Source organism: Streptomyces sp. URMC 124, assembly GCF_051386455.1.
Classification (GTDB): Bacteria; Actinomycetota; Actinomycetes; order Streptomycetales; family Streptomycetaceae; genus Streptomyces.
Genome location: NZ_JBPQTS010000025.1, coordinates 37,209 through 54,842 on the forward strand (window position 1 = coordinate 37,209; position 17,634 = coordinate 54,842).

A 17,634-nucleotide genomic window follows, 5' to 3' on the forward strand; every position below is an offset into this window, starting at 1 on the left:
AGGTTGCGCAGAGGGCTTTATGTCTTCTCCGCGCTGAACGACTTCGTCCCGCTCGTCCCCGTGGTCGCCCTGCGCTTCGCCGACGCCGGCCTGAGCTCCGTCGAAGTCTCCTCCCTGTTCGGACTGCTGGCCGTCTCGGCGCTGCTCCTGGAAGTGCCGTCAGGAGCCTGGGCGGACGTCGCCTCACGCCGGATGCTGCTCGCCCTCGGCGCCGTCCTGCGCGCCGGCTGCTTCGTCCTGTGGGCGCTCGCACCGTCCTACCCCGCCTTCGTGGCCGGGGTGCTGCTCTGGGGCGCCTGCCACGCCCTCACCTCGGGAACCCTGGAAGCCCTGGTCTACGACGAACTCGCCGCCGGGGCCTCGGCCGCGAGCTATCCACGGCTGCTGGGGCGCTCCCGCGTCGGCGCCCTCGCCTCCAACGTGCTCGCCACGCTCGTGGCCACCCCACTGCTCGCGGTGGGGCACTACGTCCTGGTCGAAGCCCTCAGCGCGGCGGTCTGCGCGGCCACGGCCGGGGCGGCGCTGTATCTGCCGGAGACGCGGCGCGATGCGCGACGCGTCGGGCTCGTCTCCGTCTCCCCCTCCGACGTCGGCTCCGACGTCGTCTCCGGCGCTCTCTCCGACGCCCGCGCGGCCGAACGCAGTGCCGCGCGCTACCTCGCGATGCTCCGCGCGGGGCTGGCCGAGGTGCGCGGCGATCCGGCGGTGCGCCGGGCGGCCGCCGTGGCCGCCGTCCTCCCCGCGGTCCTCGTCATCGACGAGTACCTTCCCCTGCTGGTGCGTTCGACGGGCGTGTCCACCGCCTTCGTGCCGATGCTGGTGATCCTCGCCGTCGTGGGCAAGGCCCTGGGCGGATGGCTCGCCGGACCGCTGGCCGGGCTGCGCGCCCCGCGGCTGGCCGCCGCCCTCGCGGCCGCCGCGGTGCTGCTCGCGACGGGCTCCCTCGGGCGGCACCCGCTGGGCATCGTGCCCGTGGCCCTGTGCCTGGGCATCGTCCAGCTGGCCATCGTGCTGTCGCAGGCCCGCCTCCAGGACGCCGTCCGCTCGGATGCGCGCGCCACGGTCACCTCGCTGGCGGGGCTGGGCACCGACGCCGTGGCCATCGCCTTCTACATCGCCTACGGCCTGGGCTCGTTGTGGGGCGGTGTCCCCGTCGTCATCGCCGGTTTCGCCGCCGTACCGCTGCTGCTCGCCCTGGCAGTGCCGCGCTGGCTCCCCGGGCCGGGCGTAGCTCCGGCCCGAGCTTCCCCATGACCCTATGACCCCATGACTCCATGGCCCACCCCCCCATGACTCCATGACCCCATGGCCTAATGGTCTATTTAGACTATAGGCTTCGGGTCATGCCGCGCCGCGTCCTCGACAACCCGATCGTGCTCGCCGTGCTGGGCCTCCTGCTGGAACAGCCCTCGCACCCTTACCAGATGCTCGCCGAGCTGCGCACGCGCAGCGATCACCACGCCGCCGCCGTCAACCGGGGCTCGCTCTACAACGTCGTCGCCGCCCTGACCGAAGCCGGCTGGGCAGCCGTGGAAGGGCAGCAACGGTCCGGAAACCGTCCGGAGAAGACCGTCTACGCCCTCACGCAGGCCGGCTACGAGGAGCTCGTACGACGCCTGGACTCCCACATCCGCCGCCCCGAACGGGAGTTCTCGCAGTTCCTCGGCGCGGTCGCCTACCTCGGCGCCCTCGGCCCCGACGGCGCCGTCGACGCCCTCTCGGAGCGGGCCCGCCGCCTGCGCGAGCGCACCGCGGCCGACGAGGAACGCCTCGCGGACGCCCGGAAGGCCGGCGTGCCCCGGCTGCACGTCATCGAAGCCGAATACGCGCTCGACCTCGCCCGCTCCGAGACGGCCTGGATCGACGCCGTCATCGACGACATCCGCACCGGCGCGCTGACATGGCCCGCCGAGACCGAGAGGAACCGCACCGCCGATGCCGACCACACGTGACGGACTCCTCTTCGGGATCTACCCCGGCGGAGTCACCGGTGACGACACCGGAGGCCTGGCCGCAGGCCCGCCCGACGACCCCGCCCGCATAGCCACCGCACTCGGCCTCCTCCAAGGCGAGCCCGAACGTCCCTTCCTGGTGCGGGCCTACACCGCGTTCGACGAGACCACCCGGCCCGGCGGGCCGCACGCGACGTCGGCACCGGCCGCCGCGGAGCAGTACGCGGGACGGGGGCGCCGCCTGGACTTGGTGGCGCAGTACCGGTCCGCAGCCGGAGACGTCGACGGCTACTGCGCGTTCCTGCGCGAACTGGTCGACCAATACGGCGCCGTTACGCACACCCTGCAGGTGACCGAAGAGCCGAACGTCACGACGATGCCCACGCTCGACGGCTACTACCCCCGCGTGCAGGAGGCGATCGCCCGAGGCGTCCGCGCCGTCAAGGCGCGGGCACGGGAACTCGGGCACGACCACCTGCGCGTCGGCTTCAACACCACTCCCCTCTTCGGGCCCGCCGCCTCCTTCGTCGCCGACCTCACCGACCAGGGGAAGGCGAGCTTCGTCGGCGACCTGGACTACGTGGGCCTGGACTTCTTCCCCGACGTCTTCCGGCCCGTCGCCGCCGCCGACCTGGCGGCCGCCACGGAAGGGCTGCTGCGCCACCACCGGGACGCCGTCCTGGCCCCCGCGGGCCTGGCACACCTCCCGCTGCACATCACCGAGCACGGCTGGCCCACCGGCCCCGACCGCCCCATGGCGCGCCAGGCGGACGTGGTCGAGACCGTCGTACGGACCGTCGCGGCCCTCGCGGAAGAACTCCTCATCCGCACCTACACCCACTTCGCGCTGCGCGACGCCGACAGCGCGGAGCCCGGCCTGTTCCACCGGTTCGGTCTCATGACCGACGACTACACCCCCAAGCCGGCCTTCGACGCGATGCGGGCGCTCGTCGCGGAGCTGGGCTGAGGGGGCGCGGGACGGGCCGACCGGAAGGCCACTTGCGCAGCCGTCGCACCTGGTCACGGCAGGTAGGACGGTGGTAGCCGCAATCGGATCAGCGTGCCACCGTGGGTGTCATGGACGGAAACAGGCTCCGGCACAGACTCGGCCACCTCCTCACCCCGCACCGCCACGAAGCCGCGGACAAGGTCGACGCGGCGATGGAGGCCTCCCGTGAGGGCATGCGCACCTTGTGGCTGTCGCTCGGAGTGCTGGGCGCCACCACGGTCGTCCAGGCCGTGATCGCCGCGCTCTCCGGGTCGGTGGCACTGTTCGGCGACACCCTCCACAACGCCGCCGACGCGCTGACCGCCGTACCGCTGGGCATCGCGTTCGTGCTCGGGCGACGGGCCGCCGACCGCCGCTACACCTACGGTTACGGGCGCGCCGAGGATCTGGCGGGCGTCGCGGTCCTCGTGGTCATGGCGGCCTCGTCCGCCCTGGCGGCGTACGAGGCCGTCGACCGGCTCGTGCACCCCCGCGACGTCACGCACCTGTGGGCGGTGGCCGCGGCCGCGCTGGCCGGCTTCGCCGGCAACGAGTGGGTGGCCCGGCACCGCATCCGCACCGGCCGGCGGATCGGCTCCGCGGCCCTGGTCGCCGACGGCCTGCACGCCCGCACCGACGGCTTCACCTCCCTGGCCGTCCTCCTCGGCGCCGGGGGCGCCGCCTTGGGCGCGCGCTGGGCCGACCCCGTCGTCGGCCTGCTCATCACGGCCGCGATCCTCCTCGTCCTGAAGGACGCGGCCCGGGAGGTCTTCCGCCGCCTGATGGACTCCGTCGACCCGCACCTCGTCGACAGCGCCGAGAACACCTTGCGCGGCGTGGACGGAGTGCGCGACGTGGGGCAGGTGCGGATCCGCTGGGTCGGCCATGCCCTGCGCGCCGAGGCCGACATCGTCGTGGATCCGCACCTGACCGTCGTCCACGCCCACCGGCTGGCCGTTGCCGCCGAACACGCCCTGATCCACGCCGTCCCCCGGCTGACCGCCGTGACCGTGCACACCGACCACACCCCCGTGGGCGGCGACCCGCACGCCCTTCTTGCCCACCACGGCGCGTGACACGCCGGCCGCCCCCGCTTACGACGTGCGCTTACGACGTGATCAGCCGGGTGGCGTTCTCCTCGAGGATGGCCGTCGCCTGGGCGTCGGGGAGTCCCGAGTGCCTGATGTAGTCGGTGGCGGTCAGGAACTGTTCACCGGCCTGGTGGGGGAAATCGGTGCCCAGGACCAGCCGGTCGGCTCCCAGGGACTCCACGGCCGCCCACAGCGCCGGCACATGTCCGTGTCCCACCGTGTCGTACCACATGCGGCGCGCCGCGGCGCTCGGCTTCTCCGGGATGTCCGGCGCCTCCCAGAGGTACTGGTTGTCCGCCCGGGCCAGCACCATGGGAAGAGCCCCTCCCAGGTGCGAGATCACGATCCTCAGCCGGGGACAGCGGCTGGGCACACCGGCCGGAATCAGGTGCATCACGGCGACGGTGTCCTCTACGGGCGCGCCGATCGTCCACGTCAGACGGTGGCCTGCGGATCAGCGGCGACTCGGCGCCGGTGCCCGCCGGGTGCACGTAAAGGATGCTTCCGCGCCGGTCCAGCTCCGCGAAGACCGGCTCGAACGCCGGGTCCGCCACCGAGCGCCCCAGGACCGACGTCGTCGTGCACGCCCCCGCCATGCCCAGCTCGTCGAGTGCTCGCGCCAGTTCCTCCAGCGCGGCGTCCGTGTGCGGGAACGGCAGCGCGGCGAACGCCCGGAACCGGTCCGGCCATCGCCGCACCACCTCCGCGTACAGGTCGTTCACCGTGCGCGCGGCACGCACGGCGTGCTCACGGTCGGTGAAGTGCGGTGACTGGGGCGTGACCGACATGGAGCCGGAGCCCGGCACCGTGGCCCGACCGGGGACGAAGCCTCCCCCCGGTATCGGCCGGTACGGCGCAGATGACGGTCACCGGGGCGGTGAGCTGCCGCGCGGTGCGCTACTTGCTCCCGGCCTCGATTTCGGCCAGGCATTCCAGGACGGCCTGCTCGCGCGGGTCGTCGAGCGATGCGTAGATCTCCAGGGCGCGTCGGAGCGTCCGCCGGGCCTGCCGGGCGAGGCCCCGGGCCCGGTAGCCGATGCCCAGCTGGTGCAGGGCGTGGGCGGTTCCGGCGCGCATGCCGGTGCGTTCGTGGAGGTCGAGTGCCGTCCGGTAACACGTCTCGGCCTGGTGGTGGTTGCCCATCTCCCGGTGGGCGGTGGCGATCAGCGTCCAGGTGGAGGCCTGGAGCCACAGGGAGCCGTGCGCGCGGTGGAATTGTTCCGCCCGGTACAGCGGGTCGACGGCCTGCTCGGGCCTGCCGAGCGCGATCCGCAGCTCGCCGAGGCCGCCGAGGGCCACACCCATGGACCACGCGTCGCCCGCGCCGGTCGAGAGGTCCACCGCGCGGGCCGCGTGGCCGGCGGCCTCCGCTCCCAGGCGCCGGTGCAGGCAGGAGAGCGTGTACGCGACCAGCGCCGTGCTCTCGCCCACTGCGTCGCCCGCCGCGGCGAACCGGTCGACCGTCCGCCGGTAGTGCTCACCGGCCCGTTCGTGATCCCGCAATCCCGCCCGGGCCGCGGCGAGCACGCTCTCGGCGCAGGCCTCCGCGAGCGGTCCGCTGCCCTCCGCCGCCGTACGGGCCACGGTTCCGATGCTCAGCAGGTCGCCGTGGTGATGGCGCAGGTACAGGAACGGCCAGAGTGCGTAGGGCAATTGCCACGCCACCGGACTGCCCGCCGCGCCGGCGGCCTCGACGCACGCCTTCAGATTGGCCCGCTCGCCCTCGCACCACTCCAGCGCCTCCGCGAGCGAGGCGAACAGCAACGGCGCGCACCGCGCGGGCACTTCCACGGTCGCCGCCCGGTGCCGGCCGTGGCCCAGCAGCACGTCCGCCACCGATTCGGCCGAGTGCAGGTACCAGGCGAGGATGCGTGCGGTGCACGCCGCCAGTTCCTCCCGGGTCTCGTCGGCCCGGGCGCACTCGCGCGCGTAGTCGCGCAGCAGGTCGTGCATCCGGTACCGGCCGGGCCGCACCTCCATCACGAGGTTCGCGGCCCGCAGTTCGCCGAGCAGCCGGCCGGCCGCCGCGGCCGGCTCGCCCACGACGGCCGCCGCGGCCTCCACGCCCATCTCGGCGCCCGGGTGCAGCGCCAGCAGCCGGAACGCCCGCGCCTGGTCGGGCGGGAGCGCCTGGTAGGACCAGACGAACACCGAGCGCACCTCGGCGCTGCTCTCTCCCGGCACCGCCAGGACGTCCAGCCGTGCACTGCCGGCGTCCGGTTCCGCGGCCAGCGCGGCGGTGAACGGATCCCCCCACTCCACCAGGTGCTCGGCCGCGATCCGCAGGGCGAGCGGGAGGCATCCGCAGTAGCGGGCGACGGCCGACAGCGTCGCGTCGGTGCCGTCCGTGCCCTCCGTGCCGCCTGTACCGTCCGTGTCGCGTGCGTTGTCGTCCGGGGCGGCAGGGGCGCCACCGGATCCCGGTATTGCCGGTATTGCCGCCCGGACCTCCGGTGCCGTCCGCCGCCCCAGGGTGCTCCGCAGGAACCCCACCGCCTCGTCGACGGGCAACGGCTCCAAGGGGATCCGCAAGGCACCGTGCCGTACGCTCAGGGCGGTCAGCCGCCGCCGGCCGGTGACGACGACGAGACTGTCACCGACGGCCGGCAGCAGCGGTGCCACCTGAGCGGCACCGGCGGCGTCGTCGAGCACCACGATCACCCGGCGCTCCGCCAGCACACTGCGGACCAGGGCGAGCCGCTCGGCCGGTTCCACCGGAACGCTCTGCGGCGGCCGCCCCATGGCGTGGAGCAGCCCGGTCGCCACGTCCTCCGGTGCCGTCCGTCGCCCGGACGGACCGTGGGCACCCAGGTCGGCGAAGAGCACCCCGCCCGGCCATGACGAGGCCAGACCTCCGGCGAGCGTGACGGCGAAGGTCGTCTTGCCGACGCCGCCCATTCCGTCCACGGCCACCACGGCGGGACCGGAGCGCCCGGCGAGGAAGGTGCGGACCCGCTCGGCCTCCGCCTCCCGGCCCCACATCCGCCCCACGGCGGGCAATTGGGCCGGTACCGGACTCCCGGTGCGCGGCCTTGCCGGCTTTCCGCCCACCCCTTGGGCCGCGTCTACGGACTCCTCGGCCCGGAGCCGTTCGCGGACCAGCCGGGCCAGGGTGTCGCCCGCGTCCATGGCACGGTCGCACCGCTCGGCCAGTTCCAGGCTGAGGGGGCGCAGGCCGTTCTCGACCCGGCTCAAGTAGCTCTTGCTGTAGTGGACCTGGAGGGACAGCCGGGCCAGCGACCAGCCGCGCCGGACGCGCAGGGTACGCAGGTGCTCGCCGGTCAACACCTTGCGTCTCCCATGCCTCGTGCATCACGGGACGCACCCCGCGTCCCGGGGGATACCGTACCTCTCGGCCTCCCGCCACCCGCTATCGGTTGCCGGTCGTTGCCAACTCTCCGGCAACGACCGGCAACGGACCGTCAGGTCTCACGGCCCGTCAGCCTCGGTCTCCTTCCTCCAGGTGCGGGGAAACCCGATTGCCGCTCCGATTGCCCGTGGGTAGCGTCACCGCCCGTGACACCGACATCGACACCGACGCCGAAACCCGCACCGACGCCGGTTCTGCGTACGGAACGCCTTCTCCTGGCCCCCTACACGCCCGAGGACGAAGAGGACTTCGTCGCCCTCTTCCAGGACCCGCGCGTGTCCCGGTGGATGGGTGACGGTCCCGCCGGCGAGGACGAGGACCGGGCGCTCTTCGGGCGGATCTTCACCAAGGTCTACGCGGGGAACCTGTTCGACGTCTGGGCCGTGCGCCGGCCGGACAGGCGCCTGGTCGGGCACGCGGAGATCAAGCGGACCGACGAGGTCCGGGGGTACGAGATCATTTACGCGCTCGCGCCGGAGGCCTGGGGTTCCGGTCTCGGCACCGAGCTGGCGGAGGCGATCGTCGCCTACGGCTTCGGCACGCTCGGTCTGACCGAGGTGCACGCCACGGTCGCCGAACCGAACAAGGCTTCCCTGGTCGTCCTGGAGCGGCTCGGATTCGAGCACGTCCGGGACATCACGGAGGACGACGGCAGCACCACGCGCGTGCTCACGCGACGGGCCGGTGGGCCGGTGGGGTGACAATGCGGGCCGGACGGTGCCCGCCGTCCGACCCTGAGGGCATGGCATTCAGCAAGATCCCGTCAGGTGACCGGCCCGGGGACGCGCCCCCGCCGGGCACGCCCACCGCCGAGGCGAGCCCCAAGAGGCGCTACGAACAGGCGCACGCCTGGGCCGGGACGCTGGCGGGCGTGGTGGCCCTCGGGCTCTCGGTCTACAACCTCGTCGCCTTGCAGCGCGAGCCTTCCGTCGATGTCGCCCTGCCGCACATCGCGCGCGTCGCCCAGGGGAAGGACACCTGGCTCTACTTCCAGCCGACGCTGTCGACGCGGGTCAAGACCGAGCGCGTCGAGGTGATCACCCAGGTCGAGCTCCACCTGCGGCCGACCGCACCGGGCGGCAAAGGGCCCGCCTTCTTCTGGGACGAGACGGGATCGTTCTCCTACGACGCCGCAGCCCGCAACCTCACCTACCAGCGGGTGGCGGACCCGAGCCCCCTCCTGGTCAGCCAGAGCACCCCGCAGCAGCCGCTGCTCCTCTTCAACGCGGTCGGCTGGGGATTCGCCGCCGGCAGGTACGAAGGCACCTTGGTGCTGCGACGCGCGAGCGGGCAGGAGCCGCTCAGGGAAGGCTTTTGCGTAGCGGTGTCCAAGGCGGCGGCGACCACCTTGCGGGACCGCGGCCAATACCGGTTCCACGACTTCCGGGACGACGTGCCGGGCAGCGAAACCCATGAGGAAGAGTCCAAGGGCTGCTACGTCCTCTCGCCGGTGTAGTCACCCCGGCGGGGGACGGGGGATAGCCGCACGGGTGAGGCCGAGTGCCGCGCGATATACGGCTCGGGGCCGACGATCCGGGAGGGTGCGGACGTGAAGGATGGATCACGTCCGCACCACGAACTCCCAGGAGAGCACAGTGATTTCCTCATCCCGTCGTAAGTCGGTTGCCGCGCTGGCCGCCCTTGCCGCCGGCCTCACCATGACCGGTGTTTCCTCGGCCTCGGCTTCCGGGTCCGTGTCCGCGTCCGCCGACCATCGTGAAAGGAAGCCGGAGTACGCGAGCGTGACCGGCAGCGGGGAAATCGTCCTGCCCTACTACAAGGACAACGACATCCGTTCGTTCTCCTTCGATGCCCACGCCGATCCGTTCAGCCGGCCGTTGCCCGGATTCGCAACGGGCCTTCCCATCGACGCCAGAGGGACGATCAAGGTTTCGCACTATGACGCCGTGAAGAAGAAGACCACCACGTCCGAGGGCCGCGTGGACTGCCTCGTCACCAGCCCCCGCACCGTGACGCTGACGGCGGTCATCACCAAGGTCAGCCCCGGTGGGCCGGACAGCCTCGGTCACCGGGTCGGGTTCAGCGTTTACGACGGGGGCAAGGACGGGGGGCGCTCCAAGGACCGGGTGGGGTTCTCCTGGAACGGCGTGAACTTGATGCCGAACGGCAAGGCCGCGCCCGACGCGCCCGTCGGCACCTGCATGGCGCCCGCCCCGTACGCCCCCGTCGTCAAGGGCGGCTACACGGTCAAGCACGCGGAGCTGCTGCCGGCGCCCCCGAAGCGCTGATCCCGCCGCGCCCTCGTCCTGCGGTTGCCGCTGCTACTCGACGACGAGCTCGACGGGGATGTTGCCGCGGGTGGCCTTGGAGTACGGGCAGACCTGGTGGGCCTGCTCCACCAGGCGGGTGCCGGTCTCGCCGGCCAGGGTGTCGGGGAGCTCGACGCGGAGGACGACGGAGAGGCCGAAGCCGGAGTCGTCCTTGCCTATGGAGACCTCGGCGGCGACCGAGACGTCCTTCGTGTCGACCTTGGCCTCGCGGCCGACCAGGCCGAGGGCGCTGGCGAAGCAGGCCGCGTAGCCGGCGGCGAAGAGCTGCTCGGGGTTGGTGCCCTGGCCGTTGCCGCCCAGAGAGGCCGGCATGGCCAGGGCGAGGTCGAGCCGGCCGTCGGAGCTGACGGTGCGGCCCTCGCGGCCGTTGGCGGTGGCGACAGCGGTGTACAGCGCGTCCATGGAAGACCCCTTCGATTGCTTGCCGTGCGGCGGTCCGGTCGGGCCCGCCGCATGAGCACAATGATTGCACACGATTAAGTTGTGCACAATTAAATGGGGGTGCGGGATACGCTGGGGCCATGACCACTCCGCCCTTCCCCCTCCCGGACGACGCGGAGCTGCTCCGCCTCGATCACCAGATCTGCTTCTCCCTGAACGCCGCCGCGCGGGCCTTCGGCGGCGTCTACCGCGACGCCCTCAAGGACCTCGGTCTGACCTATCCGCAGTACCTGGCGATGCTCGTCCTGTGGGAGGAGCCCGGCGCCCGGCCCGTCAAGGCCATCGGCGAGCGGCTGCGGCTCGACTCCGGCACGCTCTCCCCGCTGCTCAAGCGGCTGGAGGCGGCCGGCCTGGTGACGCGCGAGCGCAGCACGGAGGACGAGCGCTCGGTCGTGGTCCGGCTCACCGAGGCGGGCGAGGCCCTCCGCGTACGCGCCCTGCCCGTTCCCCGCCGGATCGTCACCGCGACCGGGCTGTCGCTCGAAGAGGCCCTCACCCTGCGGGCACTGCTGGAACGGCTCACGGGGAACCTCGACGCGGCGCAGGGCGAGGGCCGGTAGCAGGACTGGCCTCTACGCCCTCCACGAAGCGGACGGCGCGCGGCCGCGGATCTGCACCGTGGCGACGCACCGGATGTGCGGCGCTTCGGTGAAGGTGAGTGCCTCGCCGACCGGCTCAGGCGTAGGCCCTGGCGATGAGGTACGCGAGGAGGAGCAGCGCGGCCAGGATCAGTGCCGGGACGGCGATGATTTTGGCCGTCCGGGTGAGGACTCGGGTCGCGTGCGCGGGGCCCTCCGCATAGTGCGTTTGTGATGCCGCCGACGAGCCCAGGCTGGTGCGGGCGACCGTGACGACGACCAGCGCCAGGACCGCCGTGATCAGGGACGCGACGAGCGGCCCCGTCATGCCGGCTTCGGCGACTTCCGTCTCCAGGTCCGTCCTGGGGTCGTACACGCGCGCTTCCACCGCCTGGAGCGCCGCAGCCGCGGCCAGGACGAGCGTGACCAGCGAGGCGACGGACAGGCCCAGGGCGGCGGCCGCGAGGGCCGGCGCGCGCTGCGGGCCCGCGGGCGCCGGAGGCGGGTGCGGCACCGACGGCGTGGGGGGCGCCTGCGAGGTGGGCGCTTGCGCGGTGGGCCGGCGTGCGGGGCGTGCGGGTGACGCTGCCGGCGGTCCGGTCTTGGAAGGTGGTGTGCGGACCGCATCCCGCCTGCCCGGCGGCTCCCTGACCGGCGTTCTCGTCCGCAGGGGCGGGTGGGCCGCCGCCGGTGGCGGAGGTGGTGGCGGTGGTGGAGGTGCCGGCGTCGGCGGCCGTGCAGGCGGCGCGGGTGGCTTGCCCGCCGCCACCGGCTTGCTCAGGCGGTCCGGCCTCTCCGGGCGCACCCCCGCCCGCCCTTCGGTCACCGGCAGCAGCTCCACCTCCACGTGGATCCGCCCCTCCCCGACGGCGCCCTTCAGCACGATGTCACCGGCGAGGCGCCCCGGCCCCGCGGAGGTGTCGACGCTGACGTCGAGCCCGTCGGGAGTTGCCGCGGCCCGCAGCCAGCCCGCCTCGGGGTGGGCGGCGCAGCTGCGGGCCAGGGGCGGGCCGAGGAGGCGGACCGGCCGGTGCGGCGCGGGGGCGTGCCGCCTGACCGGGCCGAAGTCCAGGCGGGCGGGGTGCGGATCGACGGTCACCTCGCCCAAGGCGCGGCCCGCTTCGTCGGCCACGGCCCGGATGTCCTTGCGCGCCATCTCCGCGAGGGCGGCGCGGGCGCCCTCGGCGACCGACAGGTCGGGGTTCTCCATGCGGGCCCGCAGCTCGGCGACGGCTCCGCGGCGGGTGTAGAGGTCGGGGCTGTGCATCGCGGCGCGCACGTCGCCGGGCACGGGGGAGGGAACGATCCGCTGCCGCCGGCTGCGGGCCAGGTACAGGTCCCCTTGCATGTCGACGCTGCGGCTGGGGGTCTGGTGCGGGTTCTCCTGCCGTACGCGGTCGAAGACGTAGTCGTACAGCTCGTCGAGGGAGATCCGGCCGTCCTCGTCCAGGTCGGCCTCCCCGGTGGCGAGGCCGGAGACGAGCGCGCTGGTGAACACCGACGGCCGCGGGCCGGACGTCCGCGTCAGCTGGGCGCCCTCGAAGGCGTACTCCATGGAGTTGGAGGCGGTGATCACGGCCCAGCCGCGCCCGCCGCCGAGCTTCTCGCCGGCGAAGGACTCCAGGACGTTGACGTCGCCCGCGGCGCGGGGGACCGCGCCCTGGGGGAAGGCGCCGCCGTAGCAGCAGTCCAGGAAGAGGACGATGCTGCGGGCGCGGGTGGAGGACATGCAGCGGCGTACGAAGTCGGCCGGCACGGCGGTGGAGGCCAGGCGCCGGGGCAGGGTGTTGCCGGCCGCGAAGTACAGTTCGCCGGACTCGCTCTTGAGCCCGTGACAGGAAAAGTGGACGACGAGGGTGTCGGCGGGCCGCCGGTCGGAGAAGAAGTCGTCGAGCCGCATGCTGATGACGTGCGAGGGCTCGTTGCGAAGGATCCGGACGTCGAACCCGCCGATCCGCGGATCGCCCAGGACGCCCGCCAGCGCCTCGGCGTCCTGCGCCGGTGACGTCAGCTGCCTCAGCCCTTCGTCCTGGTAGCGGTCGTTGGCGATGATCAGCGCGAACCGGGACTCCGTCATGGCGGCACCTCACCGGGTGGCACCTCACCGGGCGGCGCGTCCGCGGGAGGCACGGCACCATGCGGGGTGTGACGGCGGACGAAGAGGTCGAAGGCCTCGGTGACCTGCTCCGGCGTCGCCTCGGAGAGCTCCAGGACGTCGTCGTCGAACGTCAGCCGCAGCGACGGCCGGGACTCCCGGCAGCGGCCCCACCACCCCTGGACGACGCCGACGACCTGCTGCAGCGCCCCGGCGGCCGCACCCAGGTTCACCAGCAGCGCACCCACCTGGGCGACGTCCACCGCCCGCGCCCCCGGCGGCACCTCCGCCGCGGCCGGGAGGGACGTCACGTCGTCGACGTCGAGCCGGAGGAGCTCCCGGCGGAGGTAGCCGGTCAGCTTCTCGATGTGCTCGGCGTCCGCGCCCTCCTCGGACAGGAGGATCTGCAGTTCGTTCTCCACCCGCATGCGCCCCTCGTCCGGCCTCGTTCCGGCTCACTTCCAGTCTGTGATCCCTCCTACCCCTGCGCAACCAGGGTCCGGGGCCCTTCGCCTCCGGGCCCGGTCGGTGCCGGCGGTGTGCTCGCCGCTCGCCGGTCGCCGGTCGCCGCGCTCCGCCGTGCGGCGGAGCCGGACCGTCCGCGCGCATGATCCCCGCGCGGCGGGCGGCCGGAAGAGTGGTCGCATGGCAACGAGCGCGAGCACTACAGCCGAAGGCACCACACCAGGGAAGAACACGGAACGTGCGAGGACGGTGGACACCGGGACCGAGCGCCCCGTGCCGCTGTGGGCGGAGCGCATCGTCCGCCTGCTCCCCCTGCTCGCCCTGCCCGTGTGCCTGTGGCGGCTGCCCATCGGCTTCGGCCATCCGATGGGCATGGACGTCGAGCCCATGGCGCTGGCGCGCTGGGCCGCCGTGGCGTACGTCGGCGCGCTCAGCCTGCTGACCGAGGCCGCCGCCCTGCTGTGCCGGGGGCTGGTCCGGCCCTGGGGCGAGGTCGTGCCCCGGTGGGTTCCGCGGCTCGGCGGCAGGCGCATCCCGCCCGCGGTGGCACTCGTCCCCGCCACCCTCGGCGGCCTCTTCCTCACGTGGCTGCTCGTCGACTGGGTGCTGTGCGTGTTCGAGATCGGCGGCTTCGCCGACGTCCCGTACACGAGCGTGGGGTGGAGGGTGCTGGCGGACGTGGTCGGCGGCCTGTTCGTCCTGTGGGGGCCGTTGGTGCTGGCCGTGACGTACGCCTACCACCGGCGCCGCCGGACCGGCTCCTGAAAAGCCTGGTCGCGAAAGCCCGTTGAGGTTGCGGGGTACGGTCAGGGTGGTGACCTTGCCGTCGCTCAGCACGAGCGGGGGCGGGTGCCCGCAGTTGATCAGCCGGAGCACCGGCTGGTCGTCCGGGATGTCGAGGACCGCGGCGGTGATCAAGCCCTCACCGGTCGTCCGGCCGTCGGTGGGCTCCGTCATGTCCCAGTGCCACGTACATCGAGGCGATCCTCAGGGGTCCCAGCCGCGGCCTGGAGACGCCGAACCACCAGGCCCCTCCGTGGAAGACGCCGATCACCACTTGGGCCCCGCCGATGGCCGCGCTGATCGCCGGGGCGGCGACCAGGAGGGGCCCAGGTGGATGTCAGGGGGCGTCAGCAGGTCGACGACCACCACCAGGGCGATGAGCCCCAGCGGCACGGCGACCGCGGACCGGCCGGTGTGCCACCACCGGCCGGATCCGGACGCGCTGCGCCGGAGGGGCATGAGTACTGCTTACCTTCTCGGTGTCCTCGTCGCCCTCCGGCGCTCCGGCCGGGCGGACGGTCTCCGGGGGCGGGTCGGCGGTGTGCCGGGCCCAGGGGAGGTAGACGGCCGCGGTGAAGGACAGGCCCACGATCCAGGAGACGTCCGCGCCGCCGAGCAGGGGAGTCAGCGGACCGGTGTAGAGCTTCTGGGCCAGGAACGGGATCTGGGCGAGCACGCCGAGGGCGTAGCTGCTGAGCGCGGGCACGTTCCACCTGCCGTAGCGACCGTCCGGGTCGTACAGCGCGGGTATGTCGACGCGCTCGCGCGACACGAGGTAATAGTCGGTCAGGTTGATGGCGCTCCAGGGCGTGAACACCATGAGCAGCAGCAGGACGAAGTTCTTGAAGTTGTCGAGGAAGTCCGCGCTCGCCGCGACCGCGACCGCGGTGGCCACCGCCGTGAAGGCGGTGATGTACAGCGCGCGGGCGGCCGGTGTGATCGTGGACCGGCCGTCGAAGGCGGTCACCGTCGTCAGGACCGACATGAAGCCGCCGTACGCGTTGAGGCAGTTGACGGTGAGCTTGCCCACCAGCACCACCAGGTAGATCAGGAAGCCGGCGGCCGCGGGCCCGGCCAGCTCGCCGACGAACCCGACCTGGTCGGCCAGGAACGACTCGCCCGCCACGGCCGCGATCAGGGCGCCCAGGGTCATGGCCCACTGCGATCCGAGGACGCTGCCGGAGAAGGTCGACCAGAAGGCCGCCCGCGCGCTGGTGGTACGGGGCAGGTAGCGCGAGTAGTCGGCCACGTAGGGGCCGAAGGTGAGCTGCCAGCCGGCGCCGAGCGAGACGGCGAGGAGGAACGTCGCGGCGTCGAAGGACTGCCGGCCGACGTGCGCGGCCACGTCGTACCGGACGAACACGGCTATGAGGAGGTAGCCGAGACCGACGGCGCCGACCACGGTCGCCACCCGGCCCGCGAGGTGGATGAGGCGGTAGCCGGCCAGGGCGACGGCGGCGGTCAGCGCGCCGAAGACCAGGATCCCGGTGGTCGTGTCGTGCAGGTGCAGGAGCCTGCGGACGGCCTGCCCTGCCAGTACGGACCCCGTCGCCGCGAAGCCCAGGTACATCAGGACCACCATCACGAGCGGGACCACCGCCCCGAACACACCGAACTGCGCGCGGCTCGAAATCATCTGGGGCACCCCGAGTCGCGGCCCCTGGGCGGAGTGCAGGGCCATCACCACGCCGCCGAGGACGTTGCCGGCGAGGAGCGCCGGGATCGCCCACAGCGCGTCGGCGCCGAAGACGACCGCCAAGGCGCCGTCGACGACGGCGGTGATCTGCATGCTCGCGCCGAACCAGAGCGTGAACTGGCCGTGCGGGGCGCCGTGGCGCTCGGCATCCGGGATGACCTCGATCGTCCGGCGTTCCGGGGCGAGGGGGGATCGGGCCGACGGCTGTCCGGGCGACGTCATGGGTGCCACACTCCTGGCTCGCGCGATGGTGCGCAGAATCTGGCACGGGCCGAAAACCGGAGTCAACGGGTGGGCTGCCGTCGTGTAATATTGCCGATGTCGCCGGGGAAACCGGGCGAAAAGCAGAGCAGCAGGACAGCAGCACTGGTAGAACAGTTGAACACGGGGCTATAGCTCAGTTGGTAGAGCGCCTGCATGGCATGCAGGAGGTCAGGAGTTCAATTCTCCTTAGCTCCACAGTGAACGGGACGGAGGCCACCCACGCCGGGTGGCCTCCGTCCTGTTGTGCGTTCCCCGTGCGTTCCCCGATGGGGGGAGTTTGCGCACCCGTCCGGGTGACGGGCGTTTCTCGGATCATCGGACGGCCCAAGATCCTTCATGACCGCGGCACGCTGCCCTTGCCCAGTCCTACCAGCCGCGGACTGGGCAAGGGCGAGGACGGCCCGGGGCGGCGACGCCCGGCGACGAGTGCGAAACCTCCGCCAAACGGGACATCAGCGTCAATCTGCGAAGCTTTCCGTATGAACTCTCGGCTCCACTTGCTTGCCGCACGCTGGCCCGCCCTCGTCCCGGCGCTCGCCGCCGTCGTCCTGGCCCTGACCTGGGGGCGGTCACTGTCCGCCGGGATGGTGGCCCTGGTCAGCTGCTGCCTGGCCGGCGCCGTGCTCTCCGCCGTGCACCACGCGGAGGTGATCGCGCACCGGGTCGGCGAGCCCTTCGGATCGCTCGTCCTCGCCGTCGCGGTCACCGTCATCGAAGTGGCCCTCATCGTCACGCTCATGGCCGACGGAGGCGACAAGAGCGCCTCCCTGGCCCGCGACACCGTCTTCGCCGCCGTCATGATCACCTGCAACGGCATCGTCGGGCTCTCTCTCCTCGTGGGAGCCCTCCGCCGCCGCGTGGCCGTCTTCAACGCGGAGGGCACCGGAGCCGCCTTCGCCACCGTGGCCACCCTGGCCGGCCTGAGCCTGGCCCTGCCGACCTTCACCACCAGCACCCCGGGCCCGCAGTTCTCCCCGGCCCAGCTCGTCTTCGCCGCGGTGGCCTCGCTCCTCCTCTACGGCCTGTTCGTGGCGACCCAGACCGTGCGCCACCGCGACTACTTTCTCCCCGTGACCGCCCAGGGCGAGGTCATCGACCACGACGACCACGCCGACCCGCCCACGGCCCGCACCGCCCTGACCAGCCTCGGCCTGCTCGCCGTCGCCCTGGTCTCGGTCGTCGGCCTGGCCAAGGGCGTCTCCCCGGCGATCGAATCCGGCGTGGCCGCCGCGGGCCTGCCCGCCTCCGTCGTCGGCGTCGTCATCGCCCTGCTCGTGCTGCTCCCCGAGACCATCGCCGCCCTGCGCGCCGCCCGCCGCGACCGCGTCCAGACCAGCCTCAACCTCGGCCTCGGCTCGGCCATGGCCAGCATCGGCCTGACCATCCCCGCCGTCGCGGTCGCCTCGGTCTGGCTGGACGGCCCCCTCCTCCTCGGCCTCGGCGCGACCCACATGGTGCTGCTCGCCCTCACCGTCGCCGTCGGCACCCTGACGGTGATCCCGGGCCGCGCCACCCCGCTCCAGGGCGGCGTGCACCTCTCCTTGCTGGCCGCTTACGTGGTGCTGGCGGTCAGTCCTTGAGGGACGCAGGGGGGCACGGCAGTGGGGACCGGCACGGGGG

16 protein-coding genes, 1 tRNA gene and 1 pseudogene are annotated in these 17,634 nt (G+C 72.9%); 11 read left to right on the forward strand and 7 right to left on the reverse strand.

What is annotated here, in order from left to right; translation table 11 throughout:
- Positions 1-3: 3 nt before the first annotated feature.
- The 4 genes from ACSNOG_RS07835 (at position 4) to ACSNOG_RS07850 (ending at position 4,016) form a co-directional block, all read left to right on the forward strand.
- Positions 4-1,254, forward strand: a complete 1,251-nt coding sequence (locus ACSNOG_RS07835) for an MFS transporter (protein ID WP_436751813.1) — start codon at positions 4-6, stop codon at positions 1,252-1,254.
- Between the two features lie 89 nt (positions 1,255-1,343).
- The gene (locus ACSNOG_RS07840) at positions 1,344-1,952 is read left to right on the forward strand and encodes a PadR family transcriptional regulator (RefSeq protein ID WP_436751814.1); all 609 of its coding nucleotides are present in this window, start codon (positions 1,344-1,346) and stop codon (positions 1,950-1,952) included.
- A complete protein-coding gene (locus ACSNOG_RS07845) occupies positions 1,936-2,919 on the forward strand; it encodes a hypothetical protein (protein WP_436751815.1) in 984 nt (327 codons plus the stop codon). The genes ACSNOG_RS07840 and ACSNOG_RS07845 overlap by 17 nt, the downstream gene beginning before the upstream one ends.
- Positions 2,920-3,029: 110 nt before the next feature.
- On the forward strand, positions 3,030-4,016 hold the full coding sequence (locus ACSNOG_RS07850) for a cation diffusion facilitator family transporter (protein ID WP_436751816.1): 987 nt from the start codon (positions 3,030-3,032) through the stop codon (positions 4,014-4,016).
- A 31-nt stretch (positions 4,017-4,047) separates the two neighbouring features.
- On the opposite strand, the gene ACSNOG_RS07855 is transcribed toward ACSNOG_RS07850, so the two are convergent.
- The 3 genes and pseudogenes from ACSNOG_RS07855 to ACSNOG_RS07865 form a co-directional block, all read right to left on the reverse strand.
- Positions 4,048-4,425, reverse strand: coding sequence for an amidohydrolase family protein (locus tag ACSNOG_RS07855; RefSeq protein ID WP_436751817.1), 378 nt, complete (start codon positions 4,423-4,425; stop codon positions 4,048-4,050).
- A 124-nt stretch (positions 4,426-4,549) separates the two neighbouring features.
- Positions 4,550-4,819 (reverse strand): annotated as a pseudogene (locus tag ACSNOG_RS07860) (amidohydrolase family protein); the annotation flags it as partial.
- Positions 4,820-4,928: 109 nt separating this feature from the next.
- Positions 4,929-7,319, reverse strand: coding sequence for an ATP-binding protein (locus tag ACSNOG_RS07865; protein ID WP_436751818.1), 2,391 nt, complete (start codon positions 7,317-7,319; stop codon positions 4,929-4,931).
- A 228-nt stretch (positions 7,320-7,547) separates the two neighbouring features.
- Between ACSNOG_RS07865 and ACSNOG_RS07870 the strand changes: the two genes are divergently transcribed.
- From ACSNOG_RS07870 to ACSNOG_RS07880, 3 genes are all read left to right on the forward strand, one after another.
- Positions 7,548-8,102 (forward strand): GNAT family N-acetyltransferase, encoded by a 555-nt coding sequence (locus tag ACSNOG_RS07870; RefSeq protein ID WP_436751819.1) that lies wholly within the window; start codon positions 7,548-7,550, stop codon positions 8,100-8,102.
- Between the two features lie 41 nt (positions 8,103-8,143).
- On the forward strand, positions 8,144-8,857 hold the full coding sequence (locus ACSNOG_RS07875) for a hypothetical protein (protein ID WP_436751820.1): 714 nt from the start codon (positions 8,144-8,146) through the stop codon (positions 8,855-8,857).
- A 139-nt stretch (positions 8,858-8,996) separates the two neighbouring features.
- A complete protein-coding gene (locus tag ACSNOG_RS07880) occupies positions 8,997-9,650 on the forward strand; it encodes a hypothetical protein (protein WP_436751821.1) in 654 nt (217 codons plus the stop codon).
- Positions 9,651-9,683: 33 nt separating this feature from the next.
- Here ACSNOG_RS07880 and ACSNOG_RS07885 read toward each other — a convergent pair whose 3' ends face one another.
- Positions 9,684-10,094 (reverse strand): organic hydroperoxide resistance protein, encoded by a 411-nt coding sequence (locus tag ACSNOG_RS07885; RefSeq protein WP_436751822.1) that lies wholly within the window; start codon positions 10,092-10,094, stop codon positions 9,684-9,686.
- 119 nt (positions 10,095-10,213) lie between these two features.
- On the opposite strand from ACSNOG_RS07885, the gene ACSNOG_RS07890 reads away from it, so the two are divergent.
- Positions 10,214-10,693, forward strand: a complete 480-nt coding sequence (locus ACSNOG_RS07890) for a MarR family winged helix-turn-helix transcriptional regulator (protein ID WP_436751823.1) — start codon at positions 10,214-10,216, stop codon at positions 10,691-10,693.
- Between the two features lie 115 nt (positions 10,694-10,808).
- Here ACSNOG_RS07890 and ACSNOG_RS07895 read toward each other — a convergent pair whose 3' ends face one another.
- Entirely contained in the window at positions 10,809-12,788 is a 1,980-nt protein-coding gene (locus ACSNOG_RS07895; protein WP_436751824.1) for a caspase family protein, read from the reverse strand.
- Positions 12,785-13,234 carry a hypothetical protein gene (locus ACSNOG_RS07900; RefSeq protein ID WP_436751825.1) on the reverse strand — a complete coding sequence of 150 codons (450 nt, stop codon included), beginning with the start codon at positions 13,232-13,234 and terminating at the stop codon, positions 12,785-12,787. Before ACSNOG_RS07900 ends, ACSNOG_RS07895 begins: the two co-directional genes overlap by 4 nt.
- Before the next feature lie 286 nt (positions 13,235-13,520).
- On the opposite strand from ACSNOG_RS07900, the gene ACSNOG_RS07905 reads away from it, so the two are divergent.
- On the forward strand, positions 13,521-14,036 hold the full coding sequence (locus ACSNOG_RS07905; protein WP_436751826.1) for a hypothetical protein: 516 nt from the start codon (positions 13,521-13,523) through the stop codon (positions 14,034-14,036).
- A gap of 355 nt (positions 14,037-14,391) precedes the next feature.
- Here the strand turns inward: ACSNOG_RS07905 and ACSNOG_RS07910 are convergent, their stop codons facing one another.
- Positions 14,392-15,972, reverse strand: a complete 1,581-nt coding sequence (locus ACSNOG_RS07910) for a purine-cytosine permease family protein (protein ID WP_436751827.1) — start codon at positions 15,970-15,972, stop codon at positions 14,392-14,394.
- A gap of 164 nt (positions 15,973-16,136) precedes the next feature.
- Here ACSNOG_RS07910 and ACSNOG_RS07915 point away from each other — a divergent pair.
- Positions 16,137-16,209: transfer RNA gene (locus ACSNOG_RS07915), tRNA-Ala, on the forward strand.
- A gap of 284 nt (positions 16,210-16,493) precedes the next feature.
- Positions 16,494-17,594 carry a calcium:proton antiporter gene (locus ACSNOG_RS07920; RefSeq protein WP_436751828.1) on the forward strand — a complete coding sequence of 367 codons (1,101 nt, stop codon included), beginning with the start codon at positions 16,494-16,496 and terminating at the stop codon, positions 17,592-17,594.
- Positions 17,595-17,634 lie beyond the last annotated feature (40 nt).